The 17,638-nt window shown below is 67.4% G+C and carries 16 protein-coding genes and 1 tRNA gene; 6 read left to right on the top strand and 11 right to left on the bottom strand.

The features are described from left to right. Window positions 1-12: 12 nt before the first annotated feature. Complete coding sequence (locus ACLJO0_RS33905) at window positions 13-606, bottom strand: TetR family transcriptional regulator (protein WP_410583101.1); 594 nt, start codon at window positions 604-606, stop codon at window positions 13-15. Between the two features lie 92 nt (window positions 607-698). Between ACLJO0_RS33905 and ACLJO0_RS33910 the strand changes: the two genes are divergently transcribed. After that, window positions 699-2,147, top strand: coding sequence for an FAD-dependent monooxygenase (locus ACLJO0_RS33910; RefSeq protein WP_410583102.1), 1,449 nt, complete (start codon window positions 699-701; stop codon window positions 2,145-2,147). A gap of 186 nt (window positions 2,148-2,333) precedes the next feature. Here ACLJO0_RS33910 and ACLJO0_RS33915 read toward each other — a convergent pair. Together ACLJO0_RS33915 and ACLJO0_RS33920 are read right to left on the bottom strand one after the other, a co-directional pair. Then, window positions 2,334-2,407, bottom strand: a tRNA-Met gene (locus ACLJO0_RS33915). 67 nt (window positions 2,408-2,474) lie between these two features. After that, window positions 2,475-5,468, bottom strand: coding sequence for a UPF0182 family protein (locus tag ACLJO0_RS33920; RefSeq protein ID WP_410583103.1), 2,994 nt, complete (start codon window positions 5,466-5,468; stop codon window positions 2,475-2,477). A gap of 156 nt (window positions 5,469-5,624) precedes the next feature. Between ACLJO0_RS33920 and ACLJO0_RS33925 the strand changes: the two genes are divergently transcribed. Then, a complete protein-coding gene (locus tag ACLJO0_RS33925) occupies window positions 5,625-6,173 on the top strand; it encodes a PPA1309 family protein (RefSeq protein WP_125797477.1) in 549 nt (182 codons plus the stop codon). Between the two features lie 87 nt (window positions 6,174-6,260). On the opposite strand, the gene ACLJO0_RS33930 is transcribed toward ACLJO0_RS33925, so the two are convergent. Beyond that, window positions 6,261-7,265, bottom strand: coding sequence for a PDZ domain-containing protein (locus ACLJO0_RS33930; RefSeq protein WP_199749237.1), 1,005 nt, complete (start codon window positions 7,263-7,265; stop codon window positions 6,261-6,263). 203 nt (window positions 7,266-7,468) lie between these two features. Here ACLJO0_RS33930 and ACLJO0_RS33935 point away from each other — a divergent pair, with 203 nt between their 5' ends. Then, entirely contained in the window at window positions 7,469-8,818 is a 1,350-nt protein-coding gene (locus ACLJO0_RS33935) for a zinc-dependent metalloprotease (RefSeq protein WP_410583105.1), read from the top strand. 6 nt (window positions 8,819-8,824) lie between these two features. Here ACLJO0_RS33935 and ACLJO0_RS33940 read toward each other — a convergent pair whose 3' ends face one another. Continuing rightward, window positions 8,825-9,388 (bottom strand): M48 family metallopeptidase, encoded by a 564-nt coding sequence (locus tag ACLJO0_RS33940; RefSeq protein WP_125789290.1) that lies wholly within the window; start codon window positions 9,386-9,388, stop codon window positions 8,825-8,827. 163 nt (window positions 9,389-9,551) lie between these two features. On the opposite strand from ACLJO0_RS33940, the gene ACLJO0_RS33945 reads away from it, so the two are divergent. The 3 genes from ACLJO0_RS33945 to ACLJO0_RS33955 all read left to right on the top strand — a co-directional run bounded on the left by ACLJO0_RS33945 (window position 9,552) and on the right by ACLJO0_RS33955 (window position 13,058). Next, window positions 9,552-10,586, top strand: a complete 1,035-nt coding sequence (locus ACLJO0_RS33945) for a hypothetical protein (protein WP_410583107.1) — start codon at window positions 9,552-9,554, stop codon at window positions 10,584-10,586. A gap of 77 nt (window positions 10,587-10,663) precedes the next feature. After that, window positions 10,664-12,004 carry an ABC1 kinase family protein gene (locus tag ACLJO0_RS33950; RefSeq protein WP_410583108.1) on the top strand — a complete coding sequence of 447 codons (1,341 nt, stop codon included), beginning with the start codon at window positions 10,664-10,666 and terminating at the stop codon, window positions 12,002-12,004. A gap of 142 nt (window positions 12,005-12,146) precedes the next feature. After that, window positions 12,147-13,058 carry a hypothetical protein gene (locus tag ACLJO0_RS33955; RefSeq protein WP_410583109.1) on the top strand — a complete coding sequence of 304 codons (912 nt, stop codon included), beginning with the start codon at window positions 12,147-12,149 and terminating at the stop codon, window positions 13,056-13,058. Between the two features lie 5 nt (window positions 13,059-13,063). Here ACLJO0_RS33955 and ACLJO0_RS33960 read toward each other — a convergent pair whose 3' ends face one another. The 6 genes from ACLJO0_RS33960 to ACLJO0_RS33985 all read right to left on the bottom strand — a co-directional run bounded on the left by ACLJO0_RS33960 (window position 13,064) and on the right by ACLJO0_RS33985 (window position 17,589). Continuing rightward, a complete protein-coding gene (locus ACLJO0_RS33960) occupies window positions 13,064-13,243 on the bottom strand; it encodes a hypothetical protein (RefSeq protein WP_410583110.1) in 180 nt (59 codons plus the stop codon). Further along, complete coding sequence (locus tag ACLJO0_RS33965; RefSeq protein WP_410583112.1) at window positions 13,240-14,109, bottom strand: class I SAM-dependent methyltransferase; 870 nt, start codon at window positions 14,107-14,109, stop codon at window positions 13,240-13,242. Before ACLJO0_RS33965 ends, ACLJO0_RS33960 begins: the two co-directional genes overlap by 4 nt. Window positions 14,110-14,213: 104 nt before the next feature. Further along, a complete protein-coding gene (locus tag ACLJO0_RS33970; RefSeq protein ID WP_410583114.1) occupies window positions 14,214-14,471 on the bottom strand; it encodes a hypothetical protein in 258 nt (85 codons plus the stop codon). Continuing rightward, on the bottom strand, window positions 14,468-14,851 hold the full coding sequence (locus ACLJO0_RS33975) for a WhiB family transcriptional regulator (protein ID WP_007033873.1): 384 nt from the start codon (window positions 14,849-14,851) through the stop codon (window positions 14,468-14,470). Before ACLJO0_RS33975 ends, ACLJO0_RS33970 begins: the two co-directional genes overlap by 4 nt. Window positions 14,852-15,018: 167 nt before the next feature. Then, on the bottom strand, window positions 15,019-15,285 hold the full coding sequence (locus ACLJO0_RS33980; RefSeq protein WP_410583115.1) for a hypothetical protein: 267 nt from the start codon (window positions 15,283-15,285) through the stop codon (window positions 15,019-15,021). Between the two features lie 216 nt (window positions 15,286-15,501). Then, entirely contained in the window at window positions 15,502-17,589 is a 2,088-nt protein-coding gene (locus ACLJO0_RS33985; RefSeq protein ID WP_410583116.1) for an ATP-dependent DNA helicase UvrD2, read from the bottom strand. Window positions 17,590-17,638 lie beyond the last annotated feature (49 nt).

Raw genomic sequence — 17,638 nt, forward strand, 5'->3', positions numbered from 1 at the left:
CTTGACCTGCCTTTATGGCACGACTTTGTCATCCAGCCAGCCGAAGACGCCGTCGAGGACCATGGTCAGCCCGTCGCTGAACCTGCCCTCGACGTCCTCATCGAAGACCCATGCCGTGGGCGTGGTGTCGTAACGAGGGTCGCGTTCGCCCGGAATCGGATAGACGGCCTGCTCTTCGATGGTGAAACCGACGACGTAGCTGTAGACGGTGAACAACGCCCGGCCGGCCAGGTGTGGAGCGAGCCCCGCGTCGACGCGTCCTTGAAACGGATTGTCACCGAGAAGGCTGTCGTCGGTGAGGAAAGTCCCGGAGAAGACCTTCGCCCCGTCACGGTAAGCAAGCATCATCCGGCGTAAACCCCGTGATGCCAGCTCCAGCGAGCCCCGCTCCCCCAAGCCTTCCGGCACCCGGCCCGGCATCGCGTCGGCGTACATCAGCGTCGCCATCTCGTCGAGCAGCTCCTGCTTGTTCTTCACGTGCCAGTACAGCGCGGGCGCCTTGACGCCGAGTTCCTGCGCGATCAGGCGGAGCGTCAGCCCGTTGAGCCCGACGTCGTTGAGCAGCCGGAGCCCGGTGCGGACGATGTCCTGCCTGGTCAGACCCACATTCAACCTTCTTCCAATGAGAACGTCTTGACAATTTAACGATGTTAAGTGCACGCTGGGCGCAGGTCAATTTAACGACGTTAAGGAGTGGTATGGACAACCTGGGGACGGACGTGGTCGTGGCCGGGGCGGGCCCCACCGGGCTGATGCTGGCCCACGAACTCGCGCTCGCCGGTGTCGATGTCGTGGTACTGGAACGGCTTCACGAACGCACAGGACTGTCGAAGGCGCTGAACGTGCAGCCTCGCACCGCGGAAATGCTGGCGCTGCGCGGACTTCTGGACGGCGTCGAGGAGCGTTCGTACGCGACGGTGCAGGACGGACATTTCGCGATGATCCCCGTCGACTACGACGGATGGGACACTCGATTCCCTTTCCAGCTGGGCATTCCGCAGGCCCAGGTCGAGGAGTACCTGGAGGAACGGCTGGCCACACAAGGAACGAAGGTGATCCGGGGCGCCGAAGTAATCGATTTCGTACAGGACAAGGACTCTGTTTCTGTCCGGTACCGAACAGACAGTGGCGAAAACCGACTGGACGCGAAGTTCCTCGTCGGCTGCGACGGCTCTCGAAGCGTTGTACGCAAAGGACTCGGCGTCGACTTCCCCGGCGTGGACGGTGAAGGCTTCGGCGTGGTCGCGGACGTCCTGTTCGACAAAACCCCTGACGGCGCGCAAAAACAGTGGCGAACGATGCGGAACATCGGGCAGCCGACCGGCGCGACCACGTTCAAGGGCCTGATTCCGTTGGGAGAACCCGGTCTCTACCGCTTCGTGTACGGCGACCGGGCCTCGCGGCCAGCGGACATCCGGTCGGCCATCTCCCACGACGAAGTCAGGCAGGCACTGCTCGACTCGTACGGCGACTCCGCGACCGTGTCGGAAATCCGATGGGCGTCACAGTTCTCCGACGCCGCGCGGCAGGCGGAGCACTACCGCGTCGGGCGGGTGCTGCTGGCGGGCGATGCCGCGCACATCCACTTCCCGGCCGGCGGCCAGGGGTTGAACCTCGGCGTACAGGACGCCATGAACCTGGGCTGGAAGCTCGCCGCGACAGTGCGCGGCTGGGCCGGTGACGACCTGCTGGACACGTACGAGGCCGAACGGCACCCTGTCGGCGCCCAGGTACTGCACAACGTCGCCGCCCAGCTGGGGCTGACTCCGCGGTCTCACGAGTCTCGCGCGCTTCGGGACTTTTTCGCTGAACTGACCAAGCTGCCCGAGGTGAACCGGTACCTGGCGGGCATGGTCTCGGGTCTCGGGATCCGCTACCCGACCTACGGGACGGCACACCCGGCACTCGGCGCGCGGCTCAACGACCAGGACGTCGCCACAGAGGCCGGCCCGCTGCGCCCGAGCACGCTCTTCCACACCGGCGACTTCGTGCTCCTGACGACCACTCAGGCCCACGTCGACGCCGCCCGGGCCCACTCGCCGCGCCTGACCGTGCAGCTCGTCACCGACCTGCCGTGGCCCTCCACTGAGGCCGTCCTGTACCGCCCGGACGGCTACGCCTGCTGGGTCGCCGCCCCCACGCGATAGCAAAGGTCCCCCGCTCCCCCGGGGATACCAAAGGTCCCCCGCTACCTCGGGCACCTGCGCAACCGGACGCCCGGGGGTCCAGGGGGCGGAGCCCTCCTGGCGGGGGCCCGGGGGTTCGACCCCCCGGGTGAAATACGAAAGAGGCCCGTGTTCGCGCTTTCCGCGAACACGGGCCTCTTTCCTCTGTAGCGGGGACAGGATTTGAACCTGCGACCTCTGGGTTATGAGCCCAGCGAGCTACCGAGCTGCTCCACCCCGCGTCGTAGCACCTACCTTACGCCTGTGTTTCCAGCAGGCGCAAAGCAGGTGCCCTTTAGGTAACCGACGTCACCCTCCGGGCTGGCCGGAGGTCGGCGGCGCACCGGTCGCCGGCGGGCTGGCCTTGGCCGACTCGTAAGCCTTGGAAGCTGCTTCGAGGGCGGCCAGGGCGGCACCCTGGTCGGCGTAGTTGCCGGATTGCTGGGCGGCGCGGAACTTGACCCAGGCGTCGTGCATGTCGCCCGCGGCCTTGTCGAGCGCCGGGTTGCCGCTGGCGGGCGGCTGCGGTGTCGTCGTGCCCGGCGGCGGAGCCGTGGGCCCCGGCGTTTCACCGCTCTGCGGCGGTTTGACCCCGGAGCCGGTGCCCGCACCGAAGACCTGGTCGAGCGCTTCGTTCAGTGTCGGCGCGAAACCGATCTTGGTGCCGTAGGAGACCAGGACGCGGGCCAGCTGCGGATAGCTCAGCTGGTTCCGTTGCCGGATGTAGACCGGTTCCACGTAGAGGAAACCGTTGGCGACGGGCAGCGTGATCAGGTTTCCGTAGGTGACGGTGACGTTCGGGTTGTTGAACAGTGTCCGGTCCTGCGCGACCCGCGGGTCACTTTGGAATCTGTTCTGGACCTGGACCGGCCCGTCGACCTGGGTTGAGCCACTCGCCCCTGTGGGCAGTCTCAGGACCCGCATTCGCCCGTAGTCTTCGGGATCCGAAGACACCGACATCCACGCCGCCAGGTACTGCCGTTGGAGACCGGTCAGCGAACTGGTGAGCTGGAACCGCGACTTGGTGTCGCCCGGCGCGGTCGCCAGGACGTAGTAGCCGGGCTGGTTGGCGATCCCGGAGGCCGACGCGTTCACGCCGCCTTCCTGCGTCGGGTCCTGCGGAACGCTCCAGAAGGCCTGCTGAGCGTAGAACTCCGCGGGGTTGTTCACGTGGTACTTCGAGAGGAGTTCCCGCTGCACCTTGAAGAGGTCTTCGGGGTAGCGGAAGTGCGACCGCAGATCCGGAGAGATCTCGCTGCTCGGCTTGACCAGACCCGGGAAGACCTTCTTCCAGGCGTTGAGCACCGGTTCGTTGTCCTCGACGCCGTACAGGGTGACGGTGCCGTCGAACGCGTCGACGGTGGCCTTGACCGAGTTGCGGATGTAGTTGATCGAGGCATTGGCCTGGCGGGTAGTGCCACTGAGCGAGTCGTTGGTCGCCTGGCCGAGCTGGGTCTGCTGGGCGTACGGGAAGTTGTTCATCGTCGTGTAGCCGTCGACGATCCACTTGATCTTGCCGTCGACGACCGCCGGGTACGGGTCACCGTCGAGGGTCAGCCACGGGGCGATCTTGGCGACCCGATCCCGGGGTTCGCGGTTGAACATGATCTTGGATCCGTCGCCGATGGCGTCGGAGAAGAGAATGTTCCGCTCTCCGTACTCGGCGGCGAAGACCAACCGGTTGAACCAGTTGTCGATCGGCACACCACCGGAGCCCTTGTAGATGTAGGCGCGGTCGACGGCGGTGTCGTATTCGCCGGGCGCCTGCCCTGCCTTGCCTCCGACAATCGCGTACGCGGCGTCGGTCGCGAGCTCGCCGTAGTAGATGCGAGGCTCGTCCACCTTGATTCCCGGCTTGTTCGGGTCGGTCGAGCCGGCGCCTGCCGGGTTCTGGGTGTCGCTGGTGGTGGCGATCGGGTAGCCGCCGTCGGAGTTGGCGTCCTTCAGCGCGCGGTCGATCGTGTTGGCCGGCGCGGCGACGAAGCCGTTTCCGTGCGTGTAGACGAGGTGCTTGTTGATCCAGTTCGTCTGGTTGCCGGTGAGACCTTCGGTCTTGATCTCCTTGGCGGCGACGATGTAGTCCTGCGTGACACCGTTGAGGGTGTAGCGGTCGATGTCCAGCTTGGACGGGAAGCCGTAGAAGTTTTCACGGCCGACGCGCTGGGTGAAGGTGTCGCTGAGGACGTTCGGGTCGAGCAACCGGATGTTCGGGACGGTCCCCTTGTCCGCCTTGATCTCTGCGGAGGTCGCCTCGGACTTGCCGGTGTAGTCCTTGTACTCGACGTTGGTCAGGCCGAACGCCTGACGGGTCGCGTCCATGTTGCGCTGGATCGACGCGGATTCCTTCTCGTTCGCGTTGGGCTTCACGGAGAACTGGTCGAGCACGGCGGGCCACGCGACGCCGACGAGGACGTTCGACAGGATCAGCAGCACCAACGCGATCGCGGGCAGCTGCAGGTTGCGAAGGAACGCACCGGCGAAGAACGCGACGGCGCAGATCACCGAGATACACAGAAGGATCAGCTTCGCGGGCAGGACCGCGTTCAGGTCGGTGTAGGTCGCACCGACGAACAGCGGCGCTCCCCGATCCGAGAGCAGCAGGTTGTAGCGGTCGAAGAAGTACTCGACAGCCTTCAGCAGCACGAAGATGCCGATGGTGATGGCGAGCTGGGCGCGGGTCGGGCCGGCGAGCTGGCCACCCTTACCCGCGAGCCGGATGCCGCCGAAGATGTAGTGGGAGATCAGCGCGCCGAAGAACGCGATGACGACCGAGATGAACAGCCAGCCCAGGATCCAGTTGTAGAACGGCAGGTCGAAGGCGTAGAAGCCGACGTCGTTGCCGAATTCGGGATCGGTCTGGCCGAACGGTGTGCCGTTCAGGAACAGCTGCACGACCTGCCAGTCGCTCTGCGCGGACGCGCCGGCGATGAGCCCGGTGAGCACCGGGATACCGATGCCGAACAGCCGGATCCGGCCGACGATCGCCGACCGGTAGCGCGCGAGCGGGTCGTCGTTGCCGGAAATCGGCACGAAGACAGGCCTGGCCCGGTACGCGATCATCAAACTGACCGCGAGCGAGCCTCCCACCAGGATCCCGACGGCGAAGAACAAGATGACACGGGTGATCAACACCGTGCTGAAAACCGTCCGGGCGCCGACCTCGCCGAACCACAACCAGTCGACATAGGTGTCCAGCAGTCTCGCGCCCAGCAGGAGGGCCAAAATGACTACGGCGGCGATGATGAGCAGTATCCGGCTGCGCCGGGACAGCTTCGGCAGGCTCACGGGGGGCCGAGTGGCCACTGCACACGCTCCTGGTTTGGTGAACTTTTCGCTGGGGCGCGCGTACCGCGTGCGGCCCCTGATGCTCTAACTCTACGGATGCCGTCGGAAGTTCCCGGAACCCGCCCAAACCGGACTCGAAAGGCCGCCGCTCCGGCCGCCTGGAACGATGTGCCAATGGCATCGAGTGAGCAGCAGGGCGTGGCCGGCCTGGCCCGCGAAGTCGAGGAGTTCGTCGCCTCCGGAGGATGGGATCAGCCGCCGCAGTTGTTCGCGCTGGTCCCTACCGCGGCACTGCTGGACGAACAACCCGAACTGGCCGGTCAGCTCGACACGTCGGCCCCGCTGACGCCGGTCGCCCAGGAGGCGTTGCCGGAGGGTGACCTCGGTGAAGCGCTGGCGCAGATCGCGTGGCCCGATCTGGTGCTGGGATGCGCGCTCGCGCAGGAGATCATCGTGCTGCCGCCGGACGCCGAAGCCGAGCTTCCGGTCGTTCCCGAGACCGATGCCGAACGCCTGCGTCAAGCGGCCGCCGACCACCCGCGCCGTACCGAAGCCCGGCTCGTCGCCGCTGTCCTGCGGGATGGCGCCGGAGCGTGCGTCATGCGGCTTCGCGGTGCCGGGCAGTCCGAAGAGCCCGGTGATGTCCCTGTCGACGAGATCATCGAGAACCCGGAGTTGGCTCCCAACCTGCTCGAAGCCCTCAGGGCGACTTTTCTGCCCTGACCTGCGAAAGAGAGCAAGGGACCTTTGCTATCGCCGGCCTCAGGAGGCAAGCCGGGCGATAGCAAAGGTCCCTTGCTCCCCCGGCGGTCAGCAGGAGGCGGTGGGCCGTCCCGCCTTGAGGTTCTCGAGCTGCGCGATCGCCTCGTCCAGCGTGGCCACCTTGATCAGGTTCAGGCCATCGGGCGCGGCGGTCTTCGCCTCGGCGCAGTTGTGCGCGGGCACGAGGAAGTCGGTGGCGCCGGCCTCGCGGGCGCCGACCACCTTGAACGAGATGCCGCCGATCGCACCGACGACGCCCTTCTCCGAGATCTCGCCCGTCCCGGCGATATGCCTGCCACCGGCGAGGTCGCCGGGCTCCATCTTGTCGACGATCGCGAGCGCGAACATCAGGCCCGCCGACGGGCCGCCGACGTCCTGCAGCGAGATCTTCACATCGAAGGGGACATCGGCGCGGTCCACTGCCGTCAGGCCCATGAAGCCTTCCGGGCCGTCGGGCCGCTGCGCGAGCGTGAGCGGCACGGTGCGTTCGGCTTGCCCATCGGACTTGAAAGTGATCTGGACGGTCTGTCCGGGCTTCGTCCCGTTCAGCGCGGCACGCACGTCAGTCGCTTCCTTGACCGTCTGCCCGTTGACCACCAAGAGCCGGTCCCCCGGAGCGAGCACCTTGTCGGCCGGGCTGCCGGAGACGATCGTCTTCGCGAGCACCTTCACCGGTGACTTGCGGCGCAACGCGGCGACCTGAGCAGCGGTCTGCGAGTCCTGCAGCTGCTGGATGTTCTCCTGGCGGACCTGCTCGTTGGTTTCGCCCGGCTTGAAATACTCCTCGCGTGGCGCCAGCGCGTACCGGCCACTCGCCCAGAGCCCGAGCGCGTTGAACAGCGTGATGCCGCCATCGCGCAGGGAGACGGTCGTCATCCGCAGTTCGCCGGAGGTCTGGAAGATCTCGTGCCCGTTGACCTGGATCACGGACTGTCCGGCGGCGTCCTTGCCGAGCGTGTCGTAGGTCGGTCCGGGGCTGATCGCCACGTACGGCACCGGGATGAAGAACCCGACCAGCGCGAAGGCGACGAACAACGCCCCGCTGACCAGCAGCGTCCAACCGCGCCGGGTCAGTCGCCGCTCGGAGCGGTCCTGGTCACTCGCGGAGCCCGCACGGCTCCGCGCTGCTGTGGTCTGCTCCGAGGGCTCTGTCACGCGTGACAGCGTACGGTGACTGTGTTCGCTTCTCGGTGAAGGCCACGCTCATCACTCCACTTGACGAGCTCTGGATCCCATGACCCGCGTACGGTGGTGCCATGAGCAAACCCCCGTTCGGCTTCGGACCGCCCGATCCCGACAAACGAGGCGAGAACGAGCCGTCGGACTCCGGCGGCCAGCCCTCCGGCGCCGAGGCCTTCAATCAGCTCGGTCAGATGCTCAGCCAGCTGGGCCAGATGCTCAGCCAGGCCGGCAGCTCGACCGGACCGGTCAACTATGACCTGGCGAAACAGATCGCGTTGCAGAACCTCAGCAGTAGTGACGACAGCGACGTCAAGCTCGGCTTTTCGTCATCCAGCGGCGGCGATTCGAGCACGGCCGTCCGTGATGCCGCCCACCTGGCAGAGCTGTGGCTCGACGCCGCGACGATCCTGCCCGCCGGAGCAACGTCGACCGTCGCATGGTCCGCGCGCACCTGGGTCGAGAAGACCCTGCCCACTTGGCAGCGCCTCTGCGACCCCGTCGCCCAGCAGGTCTCGGGCGCGTGGGTCCAGGCCCTGCCCGAGGAGGCCAAGCAGGCCGCCGGCCCGCTCCTCTCGATGATGGGGCAGATGGGCGGGATGGCCTTCGGCTCCCAGCTCGGTAACGCCCTGGCTCAGTTGGCTTCCGAAGTGCTCACCTCCACCGAAGTCGGTCTCCCGCTCGGCCCCGCGGCCACCTCCGCGCTGCTGCCGGCGAACATCGAGAAGTTCACCGAGGGCCTGGAGCTGCCGACCAGCGAGGTGCTGGTCTTCATCGCCGCGCGCGAGGCCGCCCACCAGCGGCTGTTCGCCCACGTTCCCTGGCTGCGGCAGCGACTGCTGGCCACCGTCGAGGAGTTCGCGAGCGGTATCTCCGTCGACACCTCGGCGCTGGAACAGCTCGCGGGCCAGATCGACCCGTCGAACCCGGCCAGCATCGAAGAAGCCATGTCCTCCGGCCTGCTCGAACCCCAGACCTCGCCCGAGCAGAAGGCGGCGCTGAACCGCCTGGAGACCCTGCTCGCGCTGGTCGAAGGCTGGGTCGACGTCGTGGTCGCCGAGGCGATCGGCGACCGCCTTCCGGGCGCGGACGCGCTCCGGGAGACGCTGCGCCGCCGCCGGGCCACAGGCGGCCCGGCGGAGCAGACCTTCGCCACCTTGGTGGGCCTCGAGCTCCGGCCCAGGCGGATGCGGGCGGCTTCCTCGCTGTGGAAGCTCGTCGGCGAGCAGCACGGCATCGAGAAGCGGGACGGCCTCTGGTCCCACCCGGACCTCATGCCGACCGCCGAGGACCTCGACGAGCCGCTCGACTTCTCCGAACGTCTCGGCGACGGCGAGTCGACGCTGGAAGGCATCGACCCGATCGCCGAGATCGAACGCACCGAGCGCGAGAAGAACAAGCCCAAGGACGACGAAGACAACAGCTGAGGCACGTCAGTCCTCCGCCGCGATGCCCCAACCGGCGGCGGAGGACAGACCCTCCAGGTAGCCGATGGCGCGTTCGGTCTTGGGATAACGGCGAACGAGCTCCCAGAACGCCGCGTTGTGCCCTGGTTCCTTCAGATGCGCGAGTTCGTGCACGAGGACGTAGTCCAGCACCCATCCCGGCACTCGGCGCAGGCGATCACTGACCCTGATCGTCGCGTCGACCGGCGTGCAGGACGCCCACCTCGTCCGCATCGGCGGCACCCAGCGAACGCTCGCGGGTATCGCCTTTCCGTCCAGATACTTCGCCGAGAGCACGGCGCAGCGCGCCAGCAGCGCCTCGTCGGAGGCCTTCGGCGGCGAGGCCTGCCGCGGGCCCTTGCGCAGCAGTTTGCGCTGCATCTCGGCTACCCAGTGCTTCTCCTCTGCCCGGGTCATCCGGGCAGGGATCAGCACGACGAGGGTGTCCTCGTCCCAGTACGCGGTGACGGTCCGGTGACGGCGTTGGCTACGCCGTACCTCGACCTTGTGTTCGGGAGTGTCCGACGGATTCGTCGTGTCCCGGCCCCTCAGTGAGGGCGTCCGTGCTTCGACCACTCGACCACGGTAAGGCCAGTCACCGACAACTCCGAGGGCCGAAAGGTCACAGCCTCGAGTTGTCCACAACGGGGTCAACCTGTGGATAACTCGCGTTTTTCTTAGCGGGCGGTTAGCGGGCCGGTGCGATCCTGCGATCATGAACCTGCGCGAACCGGATCTGCGATCGATCATCCTGCCCGCCTTCCCGGCCCTGCTTCCCGGCCTGGAGGTGCTGGAACGGGGAAGCGGCGAGCTTCAGATCGGCCTCGACCCCGCACACGCGGTGGTGCTCGCCGGGGTCGCCTCCGAGGTGGCCGAAGCACTCCGCGAACTGGACGGCACGCGAGCCGTGGACGACATCGTGCTCGCGCAAAGCGAACACGACGAACAGCTGCGGGACCTGATGACCGATCTGATGGCCCGCGGGCTCTTGACCGACGCGGGGCAGCCTCGGCGACATCCGAGGCCGAGGGCGGAGACAGGGCTCTGGTCGCTCCGTGCCCGCCATCACCAAGCGGCCATGACGGCACGCCGCAAACGCGCCGCGGTGGCGATCCACGGTGACGGCAGGCTGGCCGTGGCCATCGCCGTCCTGCTCGCCAACGGCGGGGTCGGGCATATCGACATCCGGGCGTCGGGCACGGTTCGCGAACGCGATCTGGGCTCGGGCTACACCGAAGCCGAGGTCGGCATGCCGCGCCGGGATGCGATGGCGCAGGTGGTGCGCCGCGCCGGTGCGGACACGTCGACCACCCGGCTCTACTCGGACCGTCAACCTGAGCTCGTCCTGCTCACCGACGCGGTCGTACCGGCCCCCGAAGTGGTCGACGAACTCGTCCGTGACGGGGTCAGTCACCTGCCGGTGCGCGTCCGGGACGGGATCGGCATCGTCGGACCGCTGGTGGTGCCCGGTCGCAGCAGCTGTCTGCGCTGCGCCGATCTGCATCGCGCTGCCCGCGACGATTCCTGGCCGAGGGTGGCGACCCAGCTCGCGGGACGCGTGCAACAGCCGGACCTGGGCGCCGTGCATGCGTGCGCCGCACTGGCCTCGGCACAAGCCCTCCGGCTTCTCTCCCCCGCCGATCAGGCGCCGCCCGCGTGGAACGCCACCCTCGAGATCGACTTCTTCGACGGGGCGATCCGCCATCGCGACTGGCCGCCGCACACCGGATGTGGTTGTGGCGCTCGGTGATACGCCGAGCGACGTAGCCCACACACACTCCCCCAACAGGCTGCGCGGGCGGAGTGAATCAAGGCAGAATCGCGAAGGTGACCGACTCCCGCAACGCCGAGGACCGTGAAGCCGCCATCCCCCGCAACGGGGCCGCGCGAACGGCGAAGCTGGCCAGTATCCCGCTCGGCATAGCGGGGCGGGCGGTCGGCGGCTGGGGCAGGCGGCTGACCGGGCAAAGCGCCGAAGAGGTCAACGCGACGCTGTCCGCCAAGGCTGCGGAGCAGCTCTTCGAGGTCCTGGGCACGCTCAAGGGCGGCGCGATGAAGTTCGGCCAGGCGCTGAGCGTCTTCGAGGCCGCGGTGCCGGACGAGATGGCCAAGCCCTACCGCGAGGCTCTGACGAAGCTGCAAGCAGCCGCGCCGCCCATGCCCACCCGGCAGACCCATCGGGTGCTGGCTGAGCAGCTGGGACGCACGTGGAAGCAGCGGTTCGCCGCCTTCGACGACGAACCGGCCGCGTCCGCGAGTATCGGCCAAGTCCACCGCGCGACCTGGCACGACGGCCGCGAAGTCGCCGTCAAGGTGCAGTACCCCGGAGCCGACGACGCCCTGCGGAGCGACCTTCGACAGCTCCAGCGTTTCAGCAGGCTGTTCCAGGCCTTCGTGCCGGGAACCGAAGTGAAACCGCTCCTGGCGGAACTCGCCGAGCGGATGAACGAAGAACTCGACTACCAGGCGGAAGCCCAGAACCAGCGTGCTTTTGTGAGGGCGTTCGAAGGCGTCTCCGGGTTCCTGATCCCTCGCGTGGTCGCCAGCGCTCCGAAGGTCATCGTCACGGAGTGGGTCACCGGCACCCCGCTGTCGAAGATCATCGCCGGCGGCGACAAGGAGACGCGAGACCGCGCCGGCCGCCTGCTCACCGAGTTCCACTATTCGTCGCCGGAACGCGCCCGGCTCCTGCATTCGGACCCGCATCCCGGCAACTTCATGCTGACCGCCGACGGCAGGTTGTGCGTCATCGACTTCGGTGGCGTGTCCCGGCTGCCCGAGGGGATTCCGCAGCACCTCGGCGAGATGACCAGGCTGGCGCTCGACGGCGAGTCCGCGAAGCTCATGCGGCTGCTCAGGGAGTCCGGCTTCATCCGGGTCGACGCGGATCTGCAGGCCGATGACGTACTCGCGTACCTGGCGCCGTTCACCGAACCGCTGGCGGGCGACACGTTCCACTTCACGCGCCGTTGGATGCAGCGGCAGGCAGGCCGGGTCGGCGACACCCGCGGCCGGGATTTCCGGATCGGCCGCTCCCTCAATCTGCCACCCGAGTATCTGATGATCCACCGGGTGACCGCCGGATCGACCGGCATCCTCTGTCAGCTCGACGCGGAGATCCCCGCTCGCGCGATCGTCGAACGGTGGCAGCCGGGCTTCGCGGCCTGAGAAGTTATCCACAGGGAACGGCGCGACTGAGCCGAAATCAGGTTCGGCCGGGCGAGTTGTCCACAACTTCGCGGAAGTGGTTCCACCCGGTCGGCCCAGCGGTCATCCTCGATTCATGGCCACTACACGAAGCGCCCGACTCATGGCGCTCAGTAACACCAGCGAATCCGGGATCATCACCAACCGCGAGCTGCGGAAGGCGGGCGTCACCGCGCGTTACGCCGCGAAGCTCTGTGGGCCGGGCGGTCCTTGGCGAAGGCTGATGCCGGGTGTGATCCTGTTACGCGACTCCGCGCCCACCCGGCTTCAGCTGCTACAAGCCGCTGTCGCACGGTTCGGGCCGGACGTGGTGGTGACGGGTGCCGACGCGCTGCGCGCACGAGGCGTCGACTGCCAGGGAACACGGGAGGTTCATCTCCTTGTCCCCGACTATCGGCGCGTCCCGGCGGAGCCCGGCATGCTGCCCCGAAGAACCACGCGAATGCCGCCGCCGACCTTGATCGACGGCGTCCCGTTCGCCCCGCCGGCCCGGGCCGCACTCGATCTGGCCCGGCTGGAGCTCGATCCCGCGCGAATCGACGAGCTGATCTCGCTACCCCTGTACTGGGGTCTGTGCACGCTCGAAGAACTCAGCGAGGAGCTCGATTCCGGTAACCGGCGAGGTTCGGCTGCGGTCCGAGCGGCTCTGCGGCGCGTCGATCCCGAAGAGACCTACGCGCATGGGCTGGCGAAAAAGGTCCTCAGCGGCTGCCCACTGCCCTCGCCGGCGTGGAACACGACGCTCTGCGACAGACGAGGGCGTCCCATCGGCTCTGCCGATGCCTGGTGGGACGACATCGGTCTGGCGTGGCAGTTCCGCGCCCCGAAAGAGGGTGCCGCGAATTTCCACCCGCTGGCGCTGACCGCGACCGGAACCGTCTTGGTCCGCTGCACCATCGATCAGCTGAAGAAGGTCCCGATGGAAGTCGCGGCCGAGCTCGTCAGAGCGTTCGGGGAAGCGGCACGGACACCGCGGCCGAAGGTCCTCACGATCGGCCGGATCGACGCCGCCTGAGTGCCTCACCAGTACTCGTCGGGCAGCTTTCCCTCGATGTCACGGGTGTGGCGGCGAGCGCAGGCAGGGCACATCCAGCGCATGACGTTCTTCTCACGGGTGGAAACCCAGGCGAGCGTCTGCGCGGGCTCCTCGTCGACTCCGCGGATCCGGCCGCACAAGGAGCAGCCGGGCTGATCACTCACGATCGCCGTCCACAATGGACCGTTTTCGCCCCCAACAGGAACAGATCCCGGCGTGCACCGAGGAAGGCGGGGTCCGCCGGATCAACCAACGCTGCCACGGTCTCGTGGTCTTCGGCGTCGAGGCGGTCGCCTGCAACGTCGTTCAGCCAGGTCACTCGCTCGAGGACGAACTCACTCAGCAACTCCGGCCCGGGCGCCGGATGGTGGATGAGGACGCCGAAGGAATCGACATCGTCGAGACCGGCCCGTTGGAGCGCGATGTTCCAGCCGTAAGGCATGGAAACGGCACCGGGGATTCCTGCCCGCATCTCGGCGAACCACTCGCCGCGCGCGGCGAGCAGCTTCTCCTCGAGCCCGGGACGGCCGATGCCGAGATCCCAGGGAAGACAATTGAAGTCCAAGCCGCCCTCGGCGATGGCGACCAACCCGCCGGGGCGGGCGAGCCGGGCGAGGGTGCCGATGGCCGCCTGCTGATCGGGCAGGTGATGGACCACGCGAGAAGCCCAGACCAGATCGGCGGGAGGAAGCTTGGCGGGCAACTCTTCGTCGGCCACGTCGGCATGGATCGTCTCGACGGCGGCCCTGTCCCCCGCGGCCACACTGACGACCCGGTGCGCTTCGGCCAGCAGGTGCTCGGTCGCGTCGACCAGCACGATCTTGGCGCCGACAGAAGCGAGCTCTTCGGCGAAAAGCACGCTCATCCCACCCGCGCCGCAGCCGACGTCGAGGATGGTCGGCCCCTCCGGCATGCCCTCCAGCAGCCGCCGGGCCACCGCCCGCATCGGCTCGGCGTCGAGTGCCTCGGCCATGCGAAGCGATCGAAGCCGATCGGCCCAGTCGATGTCGTCATGCGTGTGTACGGCCATTCCCCCAGTGAACACCACGCCAAGCCGCACCACGTCCCGAAAAGGGAGCGGGGGACCTTTGCTGTCGCACCGCGATAGCAAAGGTCCCCCGCTCCCCCGAGTGGTCAGGCCTGGAAGCGCTCGGCTCGCCGGGTCGCCCAGCGGGCGACCTTGGTCCACCTGCGTGCGGCGCGTGGACCGCTCCGAGCCCGCTGCGCTCGGACTCCCTCCTCGAGGTCTCGTATTCGGGCCCTGGACAGTTCTTCATAAAGCAACATCTCGCTGGTCTCCTCGACCTTGATCTCGTTCAACTTGGCCGACGCGACAGTGCGGTAACCCGTCCGCGCCTCGTAATCCCTGGTGGTGATGAGTTCGACGGTCATGCCGCTGCGCTCCGCTCGACCTTGCGGGCGACGGGACGAGCCTCGGCGGCGGGCTCGACGACCGGGTTCTTCCGGGGGCGGCCACGGGGCCGCTTCCGCGCGACGACAACGCCACGCTCGAAGATTTCGCCACCCCAGACACCCCACGGCTCCCGCCGCGAAAGGGCGCCCGCGAGGCAGGCGGAACGGACCGGGCAGTCCGCGCAGAACGCCTTCGCGCGCTCGAGTTCTGCCGGCGACTCGGCGAACCAAAGGTCCGCGTCGCCCGAACGGCAGGGAAGCATCGACTCAGGCGAGTCGATGGCGTCGAGCAGGTCGACGACGCCTGCGTCGGCGAAAGGCAGGGCCTCCCCCGGCGCGAAAGCTATGGCCGATGACATGAGTGCACTCCTCTGTGCCGTAACGGATTTCGTATTCACGGTGGAACTGGACAACGCTGAACCCCAATTAGGTTGTGCAGCCAACTTGTTTGTGCAGCAAAAAACACGAAGGCCGCGGATCCGGTAACCGGTTCCGCGGCCTTCGTGAGCCTCTGATCCTGACTAGGTCAGGAACTTCGCTCCCGTTTGGACAACGGAACACGGAACTGCTTGATGACCGGCAGATCGACGCCGCCGTTCACGTACGCTCCACCGAAGGCGGCAGCGTGCGTGAAGGTCTCGTCGGCGGTAACCCAGGTCCGGTTGAGACGCTGAGTGCCGCGGGCGGCAAGGTTGCTCACGGGCATGAAGGTGCCCTGGCGCTGTGCCTGCGGGACTTCCGCGACGCAGGACAGACGGGTGCCAGGGTTCGTGAGCTTCATGTTGATCCTCATTTCACTGACACCACCTTTCTCTGTCGCGCGCGAGCCGCCCTGCGGTCTACGCTGTGTTGTAGAAGTTCTTCCCCAGACCAGGCGCTTCCCGCCCGGTACCTGCAGGTTATTGCCACCGGCCGCGCCGGGGCAACTTATTTTCCAGAAAATCCGTCGAAGTTGCGAAGATCGGCTCTGAGCAGCAGGTTCGCCGCGTGGATCAAGCCTGGGACGCGGTCAAGTCTCCACCGAGGCCCGCACGACGTCGAGAACCTCCGCTCCGAAGCGCTCGAGCTTCGTCGCGCCGATCCCGGAGATGGCGCACAAGGCCGTGTCATCGGTCGGTCGCTGCTCGGCGATGGCGACGAGCGTCGCGTCCGTGAAAACGACGAAGGCCGGCACCTTGAGCTCCCGCGAGCGCTCGCCTCGCCAGGACTTCAGCTTCTCGAGCAGTTGTTCATCCACGTTGGACGGGCAACGGGAGCAACGCCCCAGCTTGATGTCCAGTGTCTCCAGCAGGGGCCCACCGCACACCCGGCACCGGGCCTTGTTGCCGGACTGCTTCGGCTGTTGCGATCGGGCGACCCTCGCCGCTGGGTGGTCTTCGGGAATGAGGCCGTAGAGGAAGCGGCTGCGCCGCCGATTGCGGCGGTTCCCCGACGTCCTGGCCAAGGCCCACGACAGCGAGAGGTGCTCTCGTGCTCGAGTGACACCGACATAGAAGAGCCGGCGCTCTTCTTCGATGGCCGCGTCATCACCGTCAGCGTGAAGGATCGGCACTGTCCCCTCGGCGAGCCCCACGAGGAACACGGCGTCCCATTCGAGGCCTTTCGCCGCGTGAAGCGAGGCCAGGGTGATGCCCTCCACCGTCGGCGGATGCTGCGCGGTCGCCCGCTGTTCGAGCTCCGCCACGAAGCGGGGCAGATCCGCGTCATCGACGGTGGAAGCCAGCTCTTCGGCCAACTCGACGATCGACAGAAGCGCGTCCCACCGCTCTTTCGCCGCACCTCCGGCAGGGGGCTGATCGGTGAGCCCGACCTTCGCCAGGACGGAGCGAACCCGGGTCACCAGCTCACCGGTATAGGCATCTGTCGACGCCATCCGCAACGCGGACATCGCCTGCCGGACCTCGGCCCTGGCGAAGAAGCGCTCGCCACCACGGACCAGGTACGGAATGCCAAGCTCCGCCAGCGCCTGCTCGTAGGCCTCCGACTGGGCGTTCACGCGGTAGAGCACCGCGATCTCGCTGGCCGCCACTCCACTGTCGAGCAGATCACGGATCCTGCGTGCGACAGCGGCCGCCTCGGCGGTCTCATCGTCGTACTCGGCGAAACGCGGGACCGGCCCCGAAGGACGCTGGCCGACGAGTTTCAGCCGCGACCCAGCGGGACGGCCACGCGCGGCACCGATCACCTGATTGGCGAGAGCCACGACCTCCGGAGTCGACCGATAGTCCCGCTCCAGCCTCACGACCGTCGCCTCGGGGAACCTTCGTGTGAACTCCAGCAGCGGCCGCGGAGAGGCACCACCGAACGAATAAATGGTCTGGTTGGCGTCGCCGACAACGGTCAAGTCGTCACGGCCACCGAGCCACGCGTCGAGCAGCCGCTGCTGCAGCGGGGTGACGTCCTGGTACTCGTCGACGACGAAGCAGCGGTAGCGCTCGCGGAATTCCTGGGCCACCACCGTGTGCTCCTCGAGGACTGCGGTGGTGTGCAGGAGCAGGTCGTCGAAGTCGAGAACCTGGGCGGCGTTCTTGACCTTCTCGTAGTTGCGGTAGACCTCCGCTACCTGCGACGCGGGCGCCGGCGTGTCCCGCTGTGTCCGCGAGGCGACCGCCGGATAGTCGTCCGGCGATACCAAAGAGGCCTTGCTCCACTCGATCTCACTGGCGAGGTCGCGCAGCAGTTCCGTCTCGGTGCCGAGACCGGCCTTGTTGGCGGCTTGGCTGATGTAACGGAACTTGTTCTCGAGCAGCTCCCAAGGCCGATCCCCGACTACCTGTGGCCAGAAGTACCGAAGCTGGCGGCGGGCAGCCGCGTGGAAGGTGAGCGCCTGGGCGGCGTCGACACCCAGGCCCCGAAGGCGAGCGCGCATCTCGCCCGCGGCACGGGTCGTGAAAGTGACTGCGAGCACCTGACCAGCGGCGACATGGCCGGAACGGACCAGGTGGGCGATGCGATGCGTGATCGTCCGCGTCTTGCCGGTCCCCGCTCCGGCGAGGACACAGACCGGCCCCCTCGGCGCGCAGGCGGCGGCACGTTGCTCGGGATCGAGCCCATCGAGCAGGCCTGGACGACTCTTCGGGGACGATGCGCTAACCACGCCCCGATCCTCGCAGAGGGCCCGACGGGATCGTCGCAGGGCACGCGGC

The sequence above is a fragment of the Amycolatopsis sp. lyj-108 genome (assembly GCF_046549005.1).
Lineage (GTDB): Bacteria > Actinomycetota > Actinomycetes > Mycobacteriales > Pseudonocardiaceae > Amycolatopsis.

Coding starts and splice junctions, on each gene's coding strand:
- ACLJO0_RS33910 (WP_410583102.1), top strand. CDS start 699: ATGGACAACCTGGGGACGGACGTGGTCGTGGCCGGGGCGGGCCCCACC.
- ACLJO0_RS33925 (WP_125797477.1), top strand. CDS start 5,625: ATGGCATCGAGTGAGCAGCAGGGCGTGGCCGGCCTGGCCCGCGAAGTC.
- ACLJO0_RS33935 (WP_410583105.1), top strand. CDS start 7,469: ATGAGCAAACCCCCGTTCGGCTTCGGACCGCCCGATCCCGACAAACGA.
- ACLJO0_RS33945 (WP_410583107.1), top strand. CDS start 9,552: ATGAACCTGCGCGAACCGGATCTGCGATCGATCATCCTGCCCGCCTTC.
- ACLJO0_RS33955 (WP_410583109.1), top strand. CDS start 12,147: ATGGCGCTCAGTAACACCAGCGAATCCGGGATCATCACCAACCGCGAG.
- ACLJO0_RS33965 (WP_410583112.1), bottom strand. CDS start 14,109: ATGGCCGTACACACGCATGACGACATCGACTGGGCCGATCGGCTTCGA.
- ACLJO0_RS33970 (WP_410583114.1), bottom strand. CDS start 14,471: ATGACCGTCGAACTCATCACCACCAGGGATTACGAGGCGCGGACGGGT.
- ACLJO0_RS33975 (WP_007033873.1), bottom strand. CDS start 14,851: ATGTCATCGGCCATAGCTTTCGCGCCGGGGGAGGCCCTGCCTTTCGCC.
- ACLJO0_RS33980 (WP_410583115.1), bottom strand. CDS start 15,285: ATGAGGATCAACATGAAGCTCACGAACCCTGGCACCCGTCTGTCCTGC.